Source organism: Methylobacterium aerolatum (genome assembly GCF_022179085.1).
In the GTDB taxonomy this organism is placed as follows: Bacteria; Pseudomonadota; Alphaproteobacteria; order Rhizobiales; family Beijerinckiaceae; genus Methylobacterium; species Methylobacterium aerolatum.
In genome coordinates this window covers 195792-212285 of record NZ_BPQE01000002.1, presented here as the reverse complement: position 1 = coordinate 212285, position 16494 = coordinate 195792, and the positions used below count along the sequence as shown (strand labels likewise).

The following is a 16494-nucleotide window of genomic DNA, read 5'->3' as shown; positions in this document are numbered from 1 at the left end:
GTAAGCAACACGGCGACGCATTATGATGTGGGCTGCGCCGAAACTGGCCTGTGCTTCGCGGGATGTGAGGAGGGGCAGTCACGGCTCAGATATCTTCGCCGATCGACGGCCGAAAACCATATCTTTAAGTTTAGCCGGCCGCGCATCATTGCCCGGTGTCCGGTTTCGCCTAGCTCCGGCACTATGTGGGGCGTGTACGAAGGAATGAGACCATGGCGATGCCGCTCTTCCGCGCTTCCAACCTACGCGGCCTGGGTCTCAAGTTTCGCGCCTTGTTTCTCGTGGCGGCAGCCATGATCCTGCCCGGCGTCGGGGCGGGGGCAGGGGGCCTCGAGATTGTGAACGATGCCCGTGGACCGGGCGTCCTCATCCATGGAAACTACTGCGGCCCGGGCAATCGCGGCCCGCATGTCCGGCCGGCCGACGCCCTGGATCGGGCCTGCGCCCACCACGATGCGTGCTGGCCCACCGAGCCCGCGACCTTGCCGGCCTGCGCCTGCAACGAGCGGCTCCGTGTCGAGGCCGGGCTGGTGGCGCGGGACAGCCGGACCTCGCCGAAAACCCGTGAGACCGCCGAGCTCATTGCGACCTTCGCCGCCGCGATTCCCTGCGACGATGGGGCAGGCCCACGCCTGCCCAGCCTGCGGTGAGCCGGACCGGCGATCGGTCCGGCCCGCTGCGGGTCAGGCCGCGTCGGCGGGGGAGGGGGCGGCCTTCGGGCCGCCCTTGGCAACGCCCACCAGGGCCGGACGCAGCACCCGGTCGCCGATGACGTAGCCGGTCTGCACCACCTGAACCACGGTCCCGGCGGGAACGTCGGAATTCGGGACCTCGAACATCGCCTGGTGCCGGTTCGGATCGAACTTCTGGCCCTGCGGCTCCACCGGCTTCACGCCGTGGCGTTCGAGGTTCTTGGCGAGATCCCGCTCGGTCAGCTCGATGCCGTCGATGAGGCCCTTCAGGGCGCCCTCGGCGCCCGCCCGCTCCTCCTGCGGCACGCTCTCCAGCGCCCGGCGGAGATTGTCGGCGACGTTCAGCACGTCGCGGGCGAAGTTCGTGACCGCGTAGGCGCGCGCGTCGGCGACCTCGCGCTCGGTGCGGCGGCGGAGATTTTCCATCTCGGCCAGTGTCCGCAGCATCCGGTCCTTGAGCTCGTCGCGCTCGGCGGTGAGCAGGGCGAGAGCCTCGGCCACGGGATCGACCGAGGCCTCGGCATGGGCCGGAGCGGCCTCGTCCTGGGGCTGGGTGGAGGCGTCCTGAGGCTTGTCGTCGTTCGTCATCGCACTTTCGGAGATTGTCGGCACGGATGGGAAACCGGCCGTGATATCAGGCCGCAACCCCGTGAAATCAACCCGAAGCGTCGCGGTTTGACGCGCCGAGCGATCGGCCTCAGGCCGCATCCCTCATCGGCCGCCCGGCAAATCGACCACCAGGGCGACGAAACGGCGGACGAGCGGCAGCACCAGCAGCAGCGTCGGGAAGGCGACGATCCACGAGGTGCCCCAGGCGAGCGGCCAGCGGTGCAGCAGCTCCACGGTCAGGCCGAAGCCGAGCGCGGTGACGACGAAGGAGATGACGCTCGTCATCATCACCGACAGGGTCAGGGGCATGATGAAGCCGGCCCAGCGGGCGGGCAGCTTCCTGAGGGGGAAGAGAGAGGGAAAGAAGGTCTTGGAAGCCATGGAGCAATCCGGAAGGACGTCCACCAGATCCGGAGCGCACGACGCATCCGACCGGTGGAACCGGGTGGGATGCGTTGCCTGACGTCGGACGCTTACGACCTCGAACGAGGTACCGTCAGATCAATCACGGCCGAGCTATCCCGTCAACTTTCCTCCGTCGCTTTGGGCCCGCGCGCCCTCACGAGTCCCGCATGGGCGGTGCCGCCACCAGCGCCTCCAGTCCCTCGGCCCTCAGGATCGCGACATCCGCCGCGAACACCTCCAGCACGGCCTTCCGGATCGAGATCTGCCGGTCGGGCTGGGTGACGCGGGTGCCGGTGAGGTCGGTGACGTAGAAGACGTCCACCGCCCGCTCGCCGAAGGTCGCCACATGGGCCGAGGTGATGTTGAGGTTGAGGCCGCCCAGCGCCGTCGTCAGCTCGAAGAGCAGGCCGGGCCGGTCGAGGCCCGTCACCTCGATCACCGTCTCGCGGCTCGACAGGGCGTTGTCGATGGTCACGTCGGGCGGCACGAGGAAGGTCTTGGCGCGGGCGCTGGTGGGCGGGTGCTTGTCGGCCACGAGCTCCGCGATGCGGATTTCGCCCTTCAACGCCCGGTCGATCACGTCGGTGATCCGGCGGGTGCGGCGCGATTCGTCCTCGTCCCGGTCGAAGGCGCGGGAAATGACGAAGGTATCCAGCGCGAAGCCGTCCGTCGTCGTGAAGATCTGCGCATCGACGATGTTGGCCCCCGCCGCCGCGCAGGCACCGGTGACGATGGCGAGGAGGCGCGGGTGGTCGGGCGAGTAGACCGTGATCTCGGTCACGCCCCGCACGGGGTCGAGCCCGACCTCGGTGGCGCCGGTCCGGCCCTCCTCGGCGGTACGGCGGAGGAGGAGGGCGTTCTTCACCTGCCGGGCGCCGTCGACCTTCAGCCAGTAGGCCTGCTTGTGCCGGGCGGCGTAGGCGTCGAACCGCTCCGATTCCCATTCGGGCAGCTGCTCGCGCAGGCTCATCTGGATCAGCCGCACCCGGTCGGTGCGGGCGATCTCGGAATGGCCGCCGGAGAGGTAGACCTCGGTCTCATCGTAGAGGGTGCGCAGCAGCGTGCCCTTCCACGCGGTCCAGACGCCGGGTCCCACCGCCGAGATGTCCGCCACGGTGAGGATCGTCAGGAGCTTCAGCCGCTCCAGGGTCTGGACGGTGGCCGCGAAGCGCTCGATCGTCTTGTGGTCCGAGAGGTCGCGGCTCTGGGCCGTCATCGACATGAGCAGGTGGTGCTCCACCAGCCACGCCACCGTCTCGGTCTCGGCGGGGGTCAGGCCGAAGCGCGGGCAGAGCTTCTGCGCGATCTGCGCGCCGGCGATGGAGTGGTCCTCCGGCCGCCCCTTGGCGATGTCGTGCAGGAGGATCGCCACATAGAGGGCGAGGCGGTTGTGGATGGAGTGGATCAGGCGGCTGACGAGGGGATAGGTCTCCTCGACCCGCCCGTTCTCGATGGAGGACAGCACGCCCACCGTGCGCAGCAGATGCTCGTCCACCGTGAAGTGGTGGTACATGTTGAACTGCATCATCGCCACGACCCGGCCGAAATCCGGGATGAACCGGCCGAGCACCCCGGCCTCGTTCATCTCCCGCAGGGCCTCCTCGGGGGCGTTGCGGGAGGTCAGGATCTCCAAGAACAGGCGGTTCGCCTCCTCGTCGGTCCGCAGGGACGGGGTGACGAGGCGCAGCGAGCGGGTGGCGAGGCGCTTGGCGTCCGGGTGGATCGGCACGTTGTGCCGGTCGGCCAGCCAGAACAGGCGGATCAGGTTCACGGGGTCGCGCTCGAAGGCGTCCTCCGCCCGCAGGTTGACCCGGCCGTGGTCGATCCAGAAATCCTCCGCCTCCACCGAGGTCGCCCGGAACCGGTCGCGGAAGCGGCCGATCCAGCGGTCGAGCACCGGCGTGCGCTTGGCGTGGCGGGCCTCCATCTCGGCGCTGACGATGGCGGTGAGGTCGCCCACGTCCTTGGCGATGCGGAAATACGCCTTCATGAAGCGCTCGACGCCCGACAGGCCGCCCCGTGCCTCGTAGCCCAGGCGCTCGGCGATGCGCGGTTGCAGCCCGAAGGACAGGCGCTCCTCGGCGCGCCTGGTGGCGAAGTGCATGTGGCAGCGCACCCGCCACAGGAACTCGTCGCACCGCTCGAACAGGGCATATTCCTCGGCCGTGAACAGCCCGGCGCCCACGAGCTCGCTCTGGTCGCGCACCCGGTAGGTGTATTTCGCGATCCAGAACAGGGTGTTGAGGTCGCGCAGGCCGCCCTTGCCGTCCTTGACGTTGGGCTCCACGAGATAGCGGGAGGTGCCCGCCTTCGAGACGCGGGCGTCGCGCTCGCGGAGCTTGGCGTCCACGAACTCGGAGGCGGAGCCGACGATCACCTCCGCGTCGAAGCGGGTCACCAGTTCCTCGTAGAGGATGCGCGCGCCGAACAGGAAGCGGGCTTCCAGCAGCGAGGTGCGGATCGTCATGTCCGCGCGGCCCTCGCGCAGGCAGTCCTCGACGGAGCGGGTGGCGTGGCCGACCTTCAGCTTCAGGTCCCACAGGACGTAGAGCATCGCCTCCACGACGCTCTCGGACCACGCGGTCTGCTTGTAGGGCAGCAGGAACAGGAGATCGATGTCCGATCCCGGCGCCATCGTCCCCCGGCCGTAGCCGCCGGTGGCCACCACCGCGAATTGCTCGCCGGTCGAGGGATTGTCGTTGGGATAGAGGCGCCAGACCACGGCGTCGTGGATCGTGCGCACCACCGCGTCCGTCAGGCGCGACAGGCTCTGCGCGCAGGCCATACCGTTGCGGTCGCGCAGGAGGCGCTCCTCGGCCTCCCGGTGGCCGGCCTCCAGCACGCCCTTGAGCTGGGGCACGAGGGCGGCGCGCAGCCGCGTGGGCTCGCGGATGTCGCGGTCGAGCCCGGCGAGGATCTGTTCAAGCTCTGCAGTGAGGTCGAGCATGTCCCCCGTTAGCATGATCCGCCGCCAGCGCCAGTCATGCCTGCGCGATGGAAGATTGTTCTCGACGCGGCGTACTGATTAGAGAACGCTTCGTTTGACGCAGCGAACGCCCCGGCCTAGCTTCCGCCCCATCGCGATAGATGGAGATACCCCGATGCCCTTGGCCCGCCGCACGGTCTTTCGCAGTGCCCTGGGTGCTGCCTTGGCCCTTGCCGTCCTGGGGGCCGGGCCGGCGGGCGCCGCGCCGACGGAGCTGCGGCTCGATTGGGCGACCTACAACCCCCTGAGCCTGCTCCTGAAGGAGCGGGGCTACCTGGAGGAGGCGCTGAAGCCGAAGGGCATCACGGTGCGCTGGGTGCAGTCCCTCGGCTCCAACAAGGCGCTGGAATTCCTCAACGCGGGCGCGATCGACCTCGGCTCGACGGCGGGCGCCGCCGCCCTGGTGGCGCGGATCAACGGCAACCCGATCAAGGCGGTCTACGCTTTCTCCCGGCCGGAATGGACGGCGCTCGTCACCCGCAAGGACACGGGCATCACCAAGCCGGCGGACCTCAAGGGCAAGCGGGTCGCCGTGACCCGCGGCACGGACCCGCACATCTTCCTGATCCGCGCCCTCCAGGGGGCGGGGCTGACGGAGAAGGATGCCAAGCTGGTCCTGCTCCAGCACCCGGACGGGCGCACCGCCCTGGACCGGGGCGACGTCGATGCCTGGGCGGGGCTCGACCCGATGATGGCGGCCTCCGAGATCGAGAACGGCGACGTGCTGTTCTTCCGGGATGCCGCCGCCAACACCTGGGGCGTCCTCGACGTGCGCGAAAACTTCGCCAAGGAGAATCCCGACCTCGTGAAGGCGGTGATCGCCGCCTACGAGCGGGTGCGCCAGGAGGCCCTGAAGGACCCCGCCGCCCTTAAGGCCGCGCTGGTCTCCGCCACCAAGCTCCCCGAGCCGGTGGTCGCCCGGCAGCTCGAGCGCACCGACCTGTCGCAGCCGGCCATCGGCCCGACCCAGGCGGAGGCGATCCGCGCGGCCGGCGTCGCCCTGCAACAGGCGGGCGTGATCGCGGCGGATGTGGATGTCCCCAAGGCGGTGGACGGGTTGATCGATACGGGGTTCAACCCGGCGGGGCAGTGAGGGGGCGCCCCCGGCGGAACGCCCATTCCTCTCCCTGCACAATGGGGATCGTTGCGAGAGGCGGTCATCGCCTCTGATCCCGCCCTCGGCCTCATCCTGAGGTGCTGCGGAGCAGCCTCGTAGGCGGGCTCCAAGGATCGCGGAGACCGCTGGAGGCCTCCTTCGAGGCCCGCCGAGGCGGGCACCTCAGGATGAGGTCGAGGGCGGGAGGAATTTTGCGACGATTCCCGCAGGGGAGGAGAGGGGATGCTTGCCGCCTCACCCCTCCGCCATGCCCGCCGCCCGCAGGTGCGTCGGCCGCGTCGGGCGAACCGCGCCCCCGGCGGCGAGGCGGCAGTCGTGGATCGTCGCCCGGGCGGTGTCGATGGCGATGGCGACCGCTGCCATGGTCCGGCTGTCGGGCTCCTTCTCGCGGGCGAAGCGGACCACGTCGGTCGCCAGCCCGTCGACCTCGATCGTCAGCGCGTCGATCGCCGCCGGATCGGTAAGGGTCCGGGCCTGCCCGGTGATTTCGAGGAGGCGGTCCATCACGTCGTCGATCCGCTCCCGGCGCAGGCTGGCCAGCCGCTGGCGCACCCAGGCCAGCACCGAGACGAGGCCGCCGAGGAGGGCGCCGAGCAGGTAGAGCGTGTCGCCGTAGCGCTCCACGAACCCGTGCTGCTCCCGCTCGAAATAGTCGATGGCGCCGGGATGGATCGGGATTCGCGCGCTGGTCGCGGCCACGGTGGTCTCGTAGGCCGGGGCGAGGACGTACTCGGCCGAATCGGTCTGGGCCGCCGCGGCAGTGCGCTTCTCGAAGATCTGCTGGGTGAGGTCCGCCGCGATGGGGCGGCTGAGCGAGGCGCGGGCCATGAGGCGGTAGGAGGCGCCCACCGTCTTCACGTCGTCGGCGGGCAGCTTCGGGCGGCCCGAGAACAGGCCCCCGGGGATCGTCACCGCCTGCAGCTTCGGGAAGCGCTCGATGATGGCGTCGTCGTCCTCCACCGCCACGAACTCGACCTTGCCGTCCCGCGCGACGGAGCGAACCGCGCCGACGAGGGCCAGCGCCTTCGGGGCCGAGGGGGCGATGATGCTGAGGAAGGCGTCGATCCGCTTGTCCTTGAATGCCGTGGCGACGCCGTCGGGATCGACGGGCACGAGGAGGACGGTGTTCGTCCCCACCGGTCCCGGATGCTGCGCCGTCTCCAGCGTCAGGCCGTGATAGGCCAGCAGGTTCTTGAGAAGCCAGTAATCGGCGTCCTTCTGCGCGCCGATCCCGAGGCGCTTGCCGGCGAGCTTGGAGAAGCTCTTGATCCCCGCCTGCTCCGGCGAGGCGACGATCATCGCCTGATCGCGCAGAATCGCGAGCGTCAGGCCGTTCGTCGGCATCAGGACGTCGGGCCTCACCACCGCGAGGTCGGCCCGCCCGTCCTGGAGCGCGGCGGCGCTCTCCCGCACGTCGTCGAAGGGAAGGATCTTCAGGCGGATGCCGGCGTGGTCCGCCTCCAGGGCGTCGGCATAGGCCTTGATGAGGCCGGGCTCCGTGCCGTCGCGGGGGGCGACGGCGATGGTCAGCACCGTCGCCTGGAGCAGGTACCACGCCACCGCTCCGCCCGCGCACAACAGGAGCGCCGAGGCGAGGAGAAGAATCTCCCGGCGCATCACGAAGGCGGTCAGGGCGGTCATCGGGGGGGCAGTCCTGCGGTCGTCCGCAGCCCCAACGCCCAAGGTCCCGTCCGGTGCCGGCGCTATTCCGCCGCTGGGAAGCGCAGCGCCATGAGCTGGGCGGAGCGGCGGCGCTCGCCCTGTTCCGCAGTCGGCGCGCCGATCCGCCGCCGGGCGTCGCCCACCGCCTCGTGGACGCCGTCCACCGCCAGGATCAGGGCGCTGACGGTGCGCATGTCGAGGGAGCGTTCGCGGGTGTGGGACACCACGTCGGCGATCAGATCGTCGATCTCCAGCACGATGGCGTCGAGTTCGGCCGGCGTCGTGGCCGCGCGGACCTCGCGGAGGATGTCGAGGAGCCGGTCGAGGACGATGTCGATGCGCTCCCGCCGCTGGCGGGCGAGGCGCTGGCCGAGCCACGCGAAGCCGGAGCCGATGGTGCCGCCGAAGAAGGCGACGAGGTAGATGTAGTCCTCGTAGCGGTCGAGGAACGTTTGCTGCTCGCGCTCGAAGTAATCGACGGCGCCGGGATGGTTCGGCAGCCGGGCCGAGGTCGCCGCGACGGTGGTGTCGAAGTCGGGGGCCTTCATCACCTTGGCGATGGGCGCGGCCGCCGCGAGGCGCGAGCGCCACTCGAACAGGTGCTGGGTCGCGGAGGCGACGGCCACGCGGCTCACCGTGCTGCGGGCCATCAGCCGGTACGAGGCGCCGACGGTGCGGATTTCCTCCGCCGGCCGCTTCGGGCGCCCGCCGAAGGTGCCGGCGGGGATCGTCACCGCCTGCAGTTCGGGGAAGCGCTGGAGGATGGCGTCGCCGTCCGGCACCGAGACGAAGCCGATCTTGCGGTCGGGCGAGCCGGTCTCCACGGCCCGGATCACTGTCCCCGCGACCTTGGAGGTGGGGCTCGCGATCACCGCCACGGCGTCCACGCGCTTCTCGGTGAGCGCCTGGCTTATCTCCGAGGGCTTCAACGGCACGACGAGGACATGCCCGGCGGCCGGCTCGCCGCCGCCATCCTCGGCGGGGCTGTCCGGCGTCAGGTCGTAGAAGGACAGGACGTTGGTGAGGAAGGGCAGGTCGGCCCCGTGGCGCACCACGAAGCCGAGGCGCTTGCGGGCGAGATCGGGGAAGTCCTCGATCTCGTTCTGGTCGGGGCGGGCGACGAGCAGGGCCTCGTCGTGGAGGATGGCCAGGGTCAGGCCGTTCTCCGGCAGGAACACGTCCGGCCGCACCACGGCGAGATCGGCCTTGTTGCGCTGGAGGGCGATGCTGCTGTCGCGCACGTCGTCGTAGCGCACGATCTTGAGGCGCACATCCTCACGGGCTCGGTCGAGGGCAGCGGCGTAGGCCTCGATTAGGCTGGCCTCCGGGCCGTCCTGGGGGCCGACGGCCACGGTGAGGGTGGTGGGACGCGACAGGTAGACGACCGCGCCCGCGAGCGCGATCAGGCCCAACGCCAGGAGGACGAGGAGCCATTCGCGCCGCATCAGGAGGCCCGCGGCCGCGCGCAGCCTGCGCCGCAGCACTCCCTCTGGCGTCCCCTGGACGGAATCGGCTCGGTGCGCATGGCCCTGCCCGTCGCGTTGCGCGCGTTCCATGACTCGTTCATGAAACGCAATCCTGTTCAGACCGTGAAGAACACGTGAAGCGCCCCACCGTTGCATCGCCGGGACAGGAAGCAACGTCCGGGCCGGGCGCGCCGCGGCCCACCCGCCCGGTCAGTGCCGCGTGGCTGGAGCGCGCCGCCCTCGACTATCTCCAGCGCTACAGCGCCTCGACGGACATGCTCCGGCGCACCCTGGCCCGCCGGGTCGAGAAGCGGGCCAGGGCCAGGGGCGAGGAGCCGGGGGCCTTCGCGGAGATGGTGGAGGCCACGGTGGCGCGGGCGGTCTCGGCCGGTCTCGTGGACGACACGCGCTTCGCCGAGGGGCGCCTCGCGGCGCTGCGCCGACGGGGCTCCTCCCGCCGGGGCGCCACGGCCCGGCTCGCCGCCAAGGGCGTCTCCCGCGAGGTGGTGGCCGCCGTGCTGGAGGCGGAGCGTGAGGCCCATCCGGAGGGCGAGAGCGAGGAGACCGCCGCCTGGGCCTATGCCCGCCGCCGCCGCCTCGGCCCCTACCGGCTGCCGGACAAGCGCGCCGACCACCGGGAGCGCGATCTCGCGAGCCTCGCCCGCCAGGGCTTTCCCTACGCGCTGGCGCGGCGGATCGTGGAGGCGGAGGAGGCGCCCTGACGGTCCCGAGCGACCGGCCGGAAAGGTCGTCGCCCCCCGATGAGAGCGTGACGGGCCGCCGGGATCTTTCCGGCCAGACGCTCGGGATGAGGATGCGGCAGGGTGCGGCAATCAGGACCGGGAGCACCGCCGTCCCGCCCTTGTTTCGGGCGGATTTGTGTTCATCTTCCGTTCCATGGACGAGGTTCTGGCGAAGAAACTGCGCATCCTCGCGGATGCCGCGAAATACGATGCGTCCTGCTCCTCCTCCGGCGCGCCGAAGCGCGCGGCCGGCAAGGACGGGCTCGGCTCCACCACCGGATCCGGCATCTGCCACGCCTACACGCCGGACGGGCGCTGCATTTCGCTGCTGAAGATCCTGCTGACCAACTGGTGCCTGTTCGATTGCGCCTATTGCATCAACCGGCGCTCCTCGAACGTGGCGCGGGCGAAGTTCACGGTTGAGGAGGTCGTGGCTCTCACCCTCAACTTCTACAAGCGTAACTATATCGAGGGGCTGTTCCTGTCCTCGGGCATCATCAAGTCGCCCGACCATACGATGGAATTGCTGACGCGGGTCGCGAAGTCCCTGCGGCGCGACCACGGCTTCGCCGGCTACATCCACCTCAAGTCGATCCCCGAGGCGAGCCCGTGGCTGGTCGAGGAGGCGGGGCTCTATGCCGACCGCCTGTCGATCAATGTCGAGTTGCCCACCGAGGCCAGCCTGGAACGCCTCGCCCCCGAGAAGGACGGCGCGGCGATCCAGGGTGCCATGGCGCAGATCGGCGAGCGGATCGTCCAGGCCAAGGCCGAGCGGCGGCGCTTCGCTCCGGCGGGACACTCGACGCAGGTGATCGTCGGCGCCGACGACACGACGGACGCCGCGCTCATCACCAAGAGCGAAGTGCTCTACGGCAGCGTCGGGCTCAAGCGGGTCTACTACTCGGCCTTCAGCCCGATCCCCGACGGCTCGCGGATCCTGCCCCTCAAGGCACCGCCGCTCGCCCGCGAGCACCGGCTGTACCAAGCCGACTGGTTGCTGCGGTACTATTCCTTCTCGGCGGAGGAGGTGGCCTCGGCCTCCGAGGACGGGATGCTCGCCCTCGACATCGACCCCAAGCTCGCCTGGGCGCTGAAGAACCGCGAGCGGTTCCCCGTCGACGTCAACAAGGCCGACCGGGAGATGCTGCTGCGCGTTCCCGGCCTCGGCGCGCGGGCGGTGGACAAGATCGTGAAGGCCCGCCGCCACATGACCCTGCGCCTCGACGACGTGGCCCGGCTGACCTCCAGCCTCAAGCGCGCCCGACCCTTCCTCGTCGCCGCCGACTACCGCCCCGTGGCACTCACCGACCGGCTGGACCTGCGGCAGCGGCTCGTGGAGCCGGCGCAGCAGTTGAGCCTGTTCTGATGGAGGATCGCGACCATCTCTCCTCCCCCTTGCGGGGAGGCGCCGGGGGTGGGGGTGGCGCAGAAGGCACCCCGGAGACACATCCGGCACCACCCCTACCCCTTCCCCGCCCCGCAAGGGGGAGCGAGAGCTCCGCCACCATCCTCCTCGGCCCCGGCGCCGACCTCGCCGGCTTCTGCGCGGCCGTCCGCCGCCTCGCGGCGCAGGGCGTGCCTCCCGAAGCGGTGACGTGGAGCCTTTCCTCCGCGCCGAGCCTGTTCGGCGGCGAGGCCGCGGCGGCCGCCGACGCGCCCCTCGTCCTGCCCCGCGCCGTGGCGGACCTCATTCCGAAGGTCGTCCCCCACCGGGACCCGGAGCGCTACGGCCTGCTCTACGCCCTGATCTGGCGGGTGCTGCACGGCGAGCGGCACCTGATGGAGGTGGCGAGCGACCCGCTGGTCCACCGCCTGCACCGCATGGCGAAGGCGATCGGCCGCGACCTGCACAAAATGCACGCCTTCCTGCGCTTCCGCCGGATCGAGGCGGCGGGCGGCGAGCGCTACGTCGCGTGGTTCGAGCCGGACCACCACATCCTGGAGGCGGCCGCGCCGTTCTTCGTGCGGCGTTTCGCCAGCATGCGCTGGACGATCCTGACACCGGAGGCCCGGGCCGTCTGGGACGGCGCGGTCCTGACCTTCGGCCCGCCCGGTTCGCGGGCCGAATTGCCCGAGGGCGACGGCTTCGAGGCGGGGTGGCAGACCTACTACGAGACGACGTTCAACCCCGCCCGCGTCAACCCCAAGGCGATGAAGGCGGAGATGCCCAAGAAATACTGGCACAACCTGCCCGAGACGGCCGCCATCCCCGCCCTGCTGCGGGGCGCCGCGGACCGGACATCCGCCATGATCGAGAGGGAGCCGACCGTGCCCACACGCCGCGAGCCCGCCCGCGCCGTCGCCGCGATGGCCGACCAGGACCCGAAGAGCCTCGACGAGCTCAACGCCATCATCCGCAAGACGGAGCCCCTGGTGCCGGGCGCGACCCAGGCCGTGCTGGGCGAAGGTCCCATCGGCGCGACGCTCGCCTTCGTCGGCGAGCAGCCCGGCGACCAGGAGGACCTGCAGGGCCATCCCTTCGTCGGCCCGGCGGGGCAATTGCTGTCCCGGGCGATGGCGGAGGCGGGCATCGACCGCGGGGCGAGCTACCTCACCAACGCGGTCAAGCACTTCAAATTCACGCTCCGGGGGAAGCGCCGCATCCACGAGAAGCCCACGGCCGGCGAGGTCAGCCACTACCGCTGGTGGCTCGATCGGGAGCTGGACTTCGTGAAGCCGAAGCTCGTGGTCGCGCTCGGCGCGACGGCGGTGCTGGCGCTGGCTGGCAAGGCGATCCCGATCACCCGGTCCCGCGGGCCATACCGGTTCGACCGGCACGACGACCGCTTCCAGGGCTTCATCACCGTCCACCCGTCCTACCTGCTGCGTCTGCCCGACGAGGCGAAGGAGGAGGCCTACGCCGCCTTCGTCGGCGACCTCAAGCGTATTGCCACGCTCGGGCACGACCTCGCCGCGTGAGCGGTCCGGTTTTAATCCCTGTTGTCTGGTGCGGGGCGGCACGGCGCCCCGGGATTTAGCGATCTATATCTTCCTCATCACAGACCAAGCGGACGCAACAGCCGATCCGCACTGCACGAGGAAGGATAGAGAACAATGAATACGCGTATCGCCGCCGCCGTCGCCGCCCTCGTCATCGGTGCCGCCGCCCCCGCCTCCTCCGCGATGGCGTTCCCCTTCGAGCGGGACAACGGCCCCCTCACCACCGGCTCGATCGGTGTCCACGACCTGCCGTTCTACGAGTCCCATCCCGGTTACTGCGCTCCGAGCTCGGCCGCCGAGGGCAACGCCAACCAGCAGACCCGGCCGGTGAAGCAGTACGGCCAGACCACCGGCGGCAACCGCTGCTGATCGACACAGCGACGCAGATGAACGAGGCGGCGGGGCCAGCGTGCCCCGCCGCGTGTTTTTTGTTCGTCCCAGCTCGGTGCGAGCGCAGCAAGGCAAACCATGCTCTGCTCGCTGTTTGAATCGGAGGCACACTGGACATCGTCCAGGGGACCGTCCACCAAAAGCCGCGCATTCTCGTTGCGGCGGTCGAGGCCGAACTCGGGCGTCTGCCGGATCGTTGACCAGTCCCACGAGCCCCAGGCCCCATGACCGCCGAGACCCATTCCAAACCCGTCGGCCCCGGCGATCAGGTGATCCTCGTCGATGGGTCGTCGTTCATCTTCCGGGCCTATTTCCAGTCGATCAACCAGGATCAGAAGTACAATTCCCGCCCCTCGGACGGTCTGCCGACCGGCGCCGTGCGCCTGTTCTGCACCAAGATCGCTCAATTCCTGCAGGACGGCGCGGCGGGCACCATGCCGACCCATCTCGGCATCGTCTTCGATAAGTCCGAGGGCTCGTTCCGCAAGGAGATGTACGCGGATTACAAGGGCCACCGCCCCGATGCGCCCGACGACCTGAAGCGCCAGATGCCGCTGATGCGCGATGCCGTGCGCGCCTTCGGCCTGCACGCCGTCGAACTGGAGCGCTACGAGGCGGACGACCTCATCGCGACATACGCCCGGCAGGCCGAGGCGCGGGGGGCGGGCGTCATCATCGTCTCCTCCGACAAGGACCTGATGCAGCTCGTGGGGCCGTTGGTGCGGTTCTACGATTTCGAGTCCGGCGCCAAGGGCAAGCCCGGCTACCGGCCGGAGCGCAACCTCGATGTCGAGGCGATCATCGCCAAGTGGGAGGGGTTGCAGCCCAACCAGATCGGCGACGCGCTCGCGCTGATCGGCGACACCTCGGACAACGTGCCGGGCGTGCCCGGCATCGGCCTGAAGACCGCCGCCGCCCTGATCAAGGAGTTCGGCTCGCTGGAGGCGCTGCTGGAGCGGGCGGGCGAGATCAAGCAGCCCAAGCGCCGGGAGACGCTGCTGGCCAACATCGAGCAGGCGAAGCTCTCGCGCAAACTCGTGGCGCTCATGGAGGACGTGCCCGTTCCCGTGGCGCTCGACGACCTCGGCGTGCCGCAGCCCGACCCCGAGAAGCTCGTGGGCTTCCTCAAGGCGATGGAGTTCAACACCCTCACCCGGCGCATCGCACAGATGCTGCGTGTGGACCCGGAGAAGGTGAAGCCGGACCCGTCCCTGCTGCCCGGTGCGAAGGGGCCGGGCGGCGCGCCCGTGCCGTTCTTCGGCGACAGCGTGCCGCCGGACCCCGAGACCGCCGCCGCCGGCTCCGGGCGCCCGCCGGGCGATGCCCCGCCGGAGGGCGGTGAGGTCGATCCCTTCGCCGATCTCGGCCTGCCGGAATCGGGCCCCCAACCCCGCGGCCCCGCCGAGCCCACGCCCGGCGGTCTCGTGGCGGCCCGGGCCGCCGAGTCGGTGAAGCCCTTCGACACGGCTGCCTACGAGACCGTGCTCACCCTCGACCAGCTCGATGCCTGGATCGCCGAGGCCGAGGAGGCTGGGGTCGTCGCCGTCGATACCGAGACGGATTCCCTCGATTCCTACCGGGCGGGCCTGGTCGGCGTGTCGCTGGCGACGGCGCCGGGGCGGGCCTGCTACATTCCCCTCGCCCATGTGCGGGCGGTGACGGCCCCGGCCGACGGCGGCGACCTGTTCGGGCAGGGCGCGACCTCCGCCGACGTCGCCGAGCCGGTGGCGGAGCAGATTCCCCTCGACGCCGCCCTCGCGAAGCTGAAGCCGCTCCTCGAGAACCCCGGCGTGCTCAAGGTCGGGCAAAACCTGAAATACGATTGGGTGGTCTTCGCCCGAAACGGGATCGAAGTCGCGCCCTTCGACGACACGATGCTGATCTCCTACGTGCTGGATGCCGGGAAGGGCGGGCACGGCATGGACGAGTTGGCCCGCCGCCACCTCGGCCATCAGCCGATCACCTTCTCGGACGTCACCGGCACCGGCCGGGCCAAAATCACCTTCGACCGGGTCGCCCTCGACAAGGCCACCGCCTACGCCGCCGAGGACGCGGACGTGACCTTGCGCCTGTGGCGGATGATGAAGCCGCGCCTCGTGGCCGAGCGGCGGGTCGCGGTCTACGAGACCCTGGAGCGCCCGCTCCTGCCGATCATCGCCCGCATGGAGATGGCCGGCATCCGGGTCGACCGCGACATGCTGAGCCGCCTCTCGGGCGATTTCTCCCAGATCCTCGTGCGGCTGGAGGAGGAGATCCAGGAGGATGCCGGGGAAAAGTTCTCGGTCGGCTCGCCCAAGCAGATCGGCGACATCCTGTTCGGGAAGATGGGCCTGCCCGGCGCCAAGAAGACGCCCTCGGGGCAATGGGCGACCCCCGCCACCTTGCTGGAGGAATTGGCCCAAGCCGGGCACGAGTTACCCAAGAAAATCCTCGAATGGCGCCAGCTCTCGAAGCTGAAATCGACCTACACGGATTCGTTGCAGACCCACGCCGACCGCGAGACGCAGCGTGTCCACACCTCGTTCTCGCTCGCCGCGACGACGACGGGGCGGCTCTCCTCCTCGGAGCCGAACCTGCAGAACATCCCCGTGCGCACGGAGGAGGGCCGGCGCATCCGCCGGGCCTTCGTGGCGGCACCCGGCAAGACGCTGATCTCGGCCGATTACTCGCAGATCGAGTTGCGGCTGCTGGCCCACATGGCCGACATCCCCGAGCTTCGGAAAGCCTTCGAGGACGGGATCGACATCCACGCCGCCACCGCCTCCGCGATGTTCGGCGTGCCGTTGAAGGAGATGACGCCGGATCTGCGCCGCCGGGCCAAGACCATCAACTTCGGCATCATCTACGGCATCTCGGCCTTCGGGCTGGCCGACCGCCTCGGGATCGGTCGCGAGGAGGCCTCCGCCTTCATCAAGCAGTATTTCGAGCAGTTCCCCGGCATCCGGGACTACATCGACACGACGAAGCGCAGTTGCCGGGACAAGGGCTACGTCACCACCCTGTTCGGCCGGGTCTGCCACTACCCGCAGATCCGCTCCAACAACCCTTCCGAGCGGGCGAGCGTCGAGCGGCAGGCGATCAACGCCCCGATCCAGGGCTCGGCCGCCGACATCATCCGCCGGGCCATGGTGCGGATGGAGGAGGCGCTCGCCGCCAAGCGGCTGGGCGTGACGATGCTCCTGCAGGTCCACGACGAACTCGTCTTCGAGGCCGCCGAGGACGAGGTGGACACGGCGATCCCGATCATCGCCTCGGTCATGGAGGAGGCCCCTGCGCCTGCCCTCACCTTGAAGGTGCCGCTGGTGGTGGAGGCCAAGGCCGCCCTGAACTGGCAGGAGGCGCACTGAGGCGCTGTCTTTGCGGCGGGCAATCCAGGGAGCGTTCTCACCGGGAACGGTCCGCTGCCCTGGATGGCTTCGCCGCGCCCGCGATGACGATCATGGCTCGGAACCGTCATTGCGAGCGAAGCGAAGCAATCCAGGGA

Annotated in this window: 12 protein-coding genes; 7 read left to right on the top strand and 5 right to left on the bottom strand. The window is 70.0% G+C overall.

What is annotated here, in order from left to right; all coding sequences use genetic code 11:
• Positions 1-212 precede the first annotated feature (212 nt).
• The gene (locus MFF06_RS01475) at positions 213-650 is read left to right on the top strand and encodes a phospholipase A2 family protein (protein WP_238201210.1); all 438 of its coding nucleotides are present in this window, start codon (positions 213-215) and stop codon (positions 648-650) included.
• 33 nt (positions 651-683) lie between these two features.
• On the opposite strand, the gene grpE is transcribed toward MFF06_RS01475, so the two are convergent.
• The 3 genes from grpE to MFF06_RS01460 form a co-directional block, all read right to left on the bottom strand.
• The gene (gene grpE, locus MFF06_RS01470) at positions 684-1280 is read right to left on the bottom strand and encodes a nucleotide exchange factor GrpE (RefSeq protein ID WP_238201209.1); all 597 of its coding nucleotides are present in this window, start codon (positions 1278-1280) and stop codon (positions 684-686) included.
• A gap of 123 nt (positions 1281-1403) precedes the next feature.
• The gene (locus MFF06_RS01465; protein WP_238201208.1) at positions 1404-1682 is read right to left on the bottom strand and encodes a DUF2798 domain-containing protein; all 279 of its coding nucleotides are present in this window, start codon (positions 1680-1682) and stop codon (positions 1404-1406) included.
• Between the two features lie 178 nt (positions 1683-1860).
• A complete protein-coding gene (locus MFF06_RS01460; protein WP_370876537.1) occupies positions 1861-4668 on the bottom strand; it encodes a [protein-PII] uridylyltransferase in 2808 nt (935 codons plus the stop codon).
• A gap of 139 nt (positions 4669-4807) precedes the next feature.
• Here MFF06_RS01460 and MFF06_RS01455 point away from each other — a divergent pair, with 139 nt between their 5' ends.
• Positions 4808-5785, top strand: coding sequence for an aliphatic sulfonate ABC transporter substrate-binding protein (locus MFF06_RS01455; protein WP_238201206.1), 978 nt, complete (start codon positions 4808-4810; stop codon positions 5783-5785).
• A 258-nt stretch (positions 5786-6043) separates the two neighbouring features.
• Here the strand turns inward: MFF06_RS01455 and MFF06_RS01450 are convergent, their stop codons facing one another.
• Both MFF06_RS01450 and MFF06_RS01445 read right to left on the bottom strand, forming a co-directional pair.
• The gene (locus tag MFF06_RS01450; RefSeq protein WP_238201205.1) at positions 6044-7450 is read right to left on the bottom strand and encodes a TAXI family TRAP transporter solute-binding subunit; all 1407 of its coding nucleotides are present in this window, start codon (positions 7448-7450) and stop codon (positions 6044-6046) included.
• Positions 7451-7512: 62 nt separating this feature from the next.
• Positions 7513-8916 carry a TAXI family TRAP transporter solute-binding subunit gene (locus tag MFF06_RS01445; RefSeq protein ID WP_238201296.1) on the bottom strand — a complete coding sequence of 468 codons (1404 nt, stop codon included), beginning with the start codon at positions 8914-8916 and terminating at the stop codon, positions 7513-7515.
• Positions 8917-9071: 155 nt separating this feature from the next.
• On the opposite strand from MFF06_RS01445, the gene MFF06_RS01440 reads away from it, so the two are divergent.
• The 5 genes from MFF06_RS01440 to polA all read left to right on the top strand — a co-directional run bounded on the left by MFF06_RS01440 (position 9072) and on the right by polA (position 16357).
• The gene (locus tag MFF06_RS01440; RefSeq protein WP_238201204.1) at positions 9072-9659 is read left to right on the top strand and encodes a RecX family transcriptional regulator; all 588 of its coding nucleotides are present in this window, start codon (positions 9072-9074) and stop codon (positions 9657-9659) included.
• Positions 9660-9834: 175 nt separating this feature from the next.
• Positions 9835-11046 carry a putative DNA modification/repair radical SAM protein gene (locus MFF06_RS01435; protein WP_238201295.1) on the top strand — a complete coding sequence of 404 codons (1212 nt, stop codon included), beginning with the start codon at positions 9835-9837 and terminating at the stop codon, positions 11044-11046.
• Complete coding sequence (locus tag MFF06_RS01430) at positions 11046-12599, top strand: UdgX family uracil-DNA binding protein (RefSeq protein WP_238201203.1); 1554 nt, start codon at positions 11046-11048, stop codon at positions 12597-12599. The genes MFF06_RS01435 and MFF06_RS01430 overlap by 1 nt, the downstream gene beginning before the upstream one ends.
• Before the next feature lie 135 nt (positions 12600-12734).
• A complete protein-coding gene (locus MFF06_RS01425) occupies positions 12735-12989 on the top strand; it encodes a hypothetical protein (RefSeq protein WP_238201202.1) in 255 nt (84 codons plus the stop codon).
• A gap of 245 nt (positions 12990-13234) precedes the next feature.
• A complete protein-coding gene (gene polA, locus MFF06_RS01420; RefSeq protein WP_238201201.1) occupies positions 13235-16357 on the top strand; it encodes a DNA polymerase I in 3123 nt (1040 codons plus the stop codon).
• The last annotated feature ends 137 nt before the right edge of the window (positions 16358-16494 follow it).

Coding starts and splice junctions, on each gene's coding strand:
- MFF06_RS01475 (WP_238201210.1), top strand. CDS start 213: ATGGCGATGCCGCTCTTCCGCGCTTCCAACCTACGCGGCCTGGGTCTC.
- grpE (WP_238201209.1), bottom strand. CDS start 1,280: ATGACGAACGACGACAAGCCTCAGGACGCCTCCACCCAGCCCCAGGAC.
- MFF06_RS01465 (WP_238201208.1), bottom strand. CDS start 1,682: ATGGCTTCCAAGACCTTCTTTCCCTCTCTCTTCCCCCTCAGGAAGCTG.
- MFF06_RS01460 (WP_370876537.1), bottom strand. CDS start 4,668: ATGCTAACGGGGGACATGCTCGACCTCACTGCAGAGCTTGAACAGATC.
- MFF06_RS01455 (WP_238201206.1), top strand. CDS start 4,808: ATGCCCTTGGCCCGCCGCACGGTCTTTCGCAGTGCCCTGGGTGCTGCC.
- MFF06_RS01450 (WP_238201205.1), bottom strand. CDS start 7,450: ATGACCGCCCTGACCGCCTTCGTGATGCGCCGGGAGATTCTTCTCCTC.
- MFF06_RS01445 (WP_238201296.1), bottom strand. CDS start 8,916: ATGCGGCGCGAATGGCTCCTCGTCCTCCTGGCGTTGGGCCTGATCGCG.
- MFF06_RS01435 (WP_238201295.1), top strand. CDS start 9,835: ATGGACGAGGTTCTGGCGAAGAAACTGCGCATCCTCGCGGATGCCGCG.
- MFF06_RS01430 (WP_238201203.1), top strand. CDS start 11,046: ATGGAGGATCGCGACCATCTCTCCTCCCCCTTGCGGGGAGGCGCCGGG.
- MFF06_RS01425 (WP_238201202.1), top strand. CDS start 12,735: ATGAATACGCGTATCGCCGCCGCCGTCGCCGCCCTCGTCATCGGTGCC.
- polA (WP_238201201.1), top strand. CDS start 13,235: ATGACCGCCGAGACCCATTCCAAACCCGTCGGCCCCGGCGATCAGGTG.